At 68.5% G+C, this 2,607-nt stretch carries 2 protein-coding genes and 1 pseudogene; 1 reads left to right on the forward strand and 2 read right to left on the reverse strand.

Features of this window, described 5'->3' with window-relative positions:
• Together ACIQ6O_RS16130 and ACIQ6O_RS16135 are read right to left on the reverse strand one after the other, a co-directional pair.
• A pseudogene (locus ACIQ6O_RS16130) lies at positions 1–197 on the reverse strand (hypothetical protein); the annotation flags it as partial.
• A gap of 174 nt (positions 198–371) precedes the next feature.
• The gene (locus tag ACIQ6O_RS16135) at positions 372–668 is read right to left on the reverse strand and encodes an antibiotic biosynthesis monooxygenase (RefSeq protein ID WP_396208795.1); all 297 of its coding nucleotides are present in this window, start codon (positions 666–668) and stop codon (positions 372–374) included.
• Positions 669–733: 65 nt separating this feature from the next.
• On the opposite strand from ACIQ6O_RS16135, the gene ACIQ6O_RS16140 reads away from it, so the two are divergent.
• Entirely contained in the window at positions 734–2,413 is a 1,680-nt protein-coding gene (locus ACIQ6O_RS16140; protein ID WP_396208796.1) for an amidohydrolase, read from the forward strand.
• Positions 2,414–2,607: the final 194 nt, after the last annotated feature.

A 2,607-nucleotide genomic window follows, 5' to 3' on the forward strand; every position in this document is an offset into this window, starting at 1 on the left:
CACGGGACATCGGCCGCCGAGATGACGAGGTCCTGCTTGTAGGACCAGAAACACTGGGTGTGAAATCGCGCGTAGGCGCGCCGTGCTTCACGGACTTTCACCATCTGCCGTGCCGCCTCGGGTGAGAGCGTGCGGCGGCTCTTGAGACCGCCTTTGCGGCCGATTTCGGCCAGGTATTTGCGGGTCTGCGGCTTCATGTCTTAAACTTATGCTGCTTATGATCTAAGTCAATAATTTGCAGGTATTTATACTTCAAAAAGCTCAACACGGAGGGCACGGAGGAACGGAGGGCGCGGCGGACAACGGCTCGACGTGTTTGTTCTCCGTGCCTCCGTGCCTCCGTGGCTCCGTGTCTCCGACGAGCAGTTCCGTCAGTCCGGAAAGTGCACGTCGATGTACTTCACGTTCGTGCGCGGCTCGGCCATCATGGGCTCCACGGTGTCGCGCCAGCGCGCGTAGTGGGCGGTGGCCTTGTGGGCGGCGGGCGCGTCGTCGGTGCGGTAGGCCTCGATGAGCGTGAAGCGCGTGGGATCGTCCTGCTGCTGCAGCACGTCGAAGCGCGCGATGCCGGGTTCCTGAATGCTGTTGGTGGCGTTGTCGAGCGTGGCGACCGTGAACGCCTCCACGAACTCGGGCTTCACGTGCACGAAGACCTGAACGATGAGCATGATGCGTGGGCTGAGGGGGATTCGCGGAAGCTACGCGCCGCGCGAGGGGCCCGCATATTTCTTGGATGCGCTTCCGCCCCCTGATCCCCGCCGTCTGCCTTCTGCTCCCCGGTTCGGGAGCCGCCGCCCAGTCTGCCCAGACACCTGACGCGGTGTACGTGAACGCCCGCATCTGGACGGGTGACTCGCTCGCCCCGGCCGCGCAGGCGCTTGCCGTGCGCGAGGGACGCATCGTGCGCGTTGGCAGCGACGCGGAGGTGCGCGGGCTCGCCGGGCCAGCTACCCGGGTGGTGGACCTCGCGGGCAAGCGTGTGGTGCCGGGGTTCATCGATGCGCACTGGCACCTCCCCACGGAGTCGCGCGCCGACCTGGTGGGCGCCGGCAGCGCCCCGGAGATCGTGAAGCGGCTGCAGCGCTGGGCCGCGCGGCTCCCCAAGGGGGCGTGGGTGGTGGGGCGCGGGTGGACGCCGAGTGATTTCCCGCAGAATGCGGCGCACAAGCGCTATCTCGACGCCGCGTTTCCCGATCGGCCGGTGCTCATCAGCGACCGCGACGGGCACCAGTCGCTCGCCAACAGCGTGGCGCTGCGGCTGGCGAAGGTCACGGCCGCGACGAAGGACCCCGCGCAGGGGGTGATCGAACGTGGCGCCGGCGGTGAACCCACGGGGCTGCTCAAGGAGAGTGCGAGCGGGCTCGTGTCGCGCCTCGTGCCTCCACCGTCGCGGGCCGACATCGCGCGCCGCATTCACGAGGAAACCGAGGCGGCGGCGCGTCTGGGCATCACCATGGTGCACGAAGCGTCGCGCCGGGCGCCGCGCGGTGAGGTGTTCGAGGTGCTGGCCGAGTCGGCCGCGGCGGATACGATGCGGCTGCGATGGTACGTGTCGGTGCCCTTCGACCCCGGCGCCACGCGGGCGCAGCTGCAGCGCTACGTGCAGCTGTCAGGGCAGTTCAAGGGCCCGTGGCTGCGCTACGGCATCGCCAAGGGGATGCTCGACGGCACGGTGGACGCGCAGACGGCGGCGATGCTGGAGCCCTACGCCAACACCGATGCCACCGGGCTGCCGTTCTGGAGCGGGCCGGTGCTCAATGCCGGTGTGGCGCGTTACGACAGCGCGGGGTTGCAGGTGGAGCTGCACGCCATTGGCGACAAGGCGGTGCGCATGGCGCTCGACGCGTACGCGTATGCCCGTCGCAAGAACGGCGCGCGGGACAGCCGGCACCGGGTGGAGCACATCGAAGTGCCGAGTCCGGTGGATCTGCCGCGCTTCCGGCAGCTCGGGGTGATTGCGAGTACGCAGGCGATCTTCGCCACGCCCGACGTCACCACGCTCACCAACTATGCGCCGCTGTTGGGGCCCAAGCGTGCGGCCTTGAGCAACAACTTCAAACAGTTCGACGACGCGGGGGCGCGGCAGGCCTTCGGCAGCGACTATCCCGTGTTTCCCATGGACGTGATTCGTGGGATCTACACGGCGGTGACGCGCATGACGCCCGAGGGCACGCCCAAGGGCGGCTGGTATCCGGCCGGACGCATTGGCGTGGAGGCGGCGCTGCGGCACTACACGCGCGACGCGGCGTACGCGGGCTTCATGGAAAACGACGCGGGGATGCTGCGCGCGGGGTATCTCGCTGATTTCGTGGTGCTGAGCGAGGACCTGCTCAGTGTGCCGCCGGAACAGCTGCTGCGGGTGAAGGTGGAGCGAACGGTGGTGGGGGGGCGGGAGTCGTACATCGCGCCGTGATACCGGTGCGCGTCGTGGCTGCGTGGTGCGCGCGAGACGCCCCGGCTGGCGCCCGCCGCCGGGGCTTCCTATGTGATCGCGCGGCCCGATGCCACGCCGGACTACAGCTGCAAGGGAATAAGCCGATTGTGGATCCACGTAGCCAGCGCCGGCTCCGTGAGGGACCCGGCCGCAAGCGCCGTCACGACCTGCAC

This window comes from Gemmatimonas sp., from assembly GCF_044345575.1.
Lineage (GTDB): Bacteria > Gemmatimonadota > Gemmatimonadetes > Gemmatimonadales > Gemmatimonadaceae > Gemmatimonas.

Excerpts from the sequence above, each read along its gene's own strand:
- ACIQ6O_RS16135 (WP_396208795.1), bottom strand. The coding sequence starts at position 668 with ATGCTCATCGTTCAGGTCTTCGTGCACGTGAAGCCCGAGTTCGTGGAG.
- ACIQ6O_RS16140 (WP_396208796.1), top strand. The coding sequence starts at position 734 with ATGCGCTTCCGCCCCCTGATCCCCGCCGTCTGCCTTCTGCTCCCCGGT.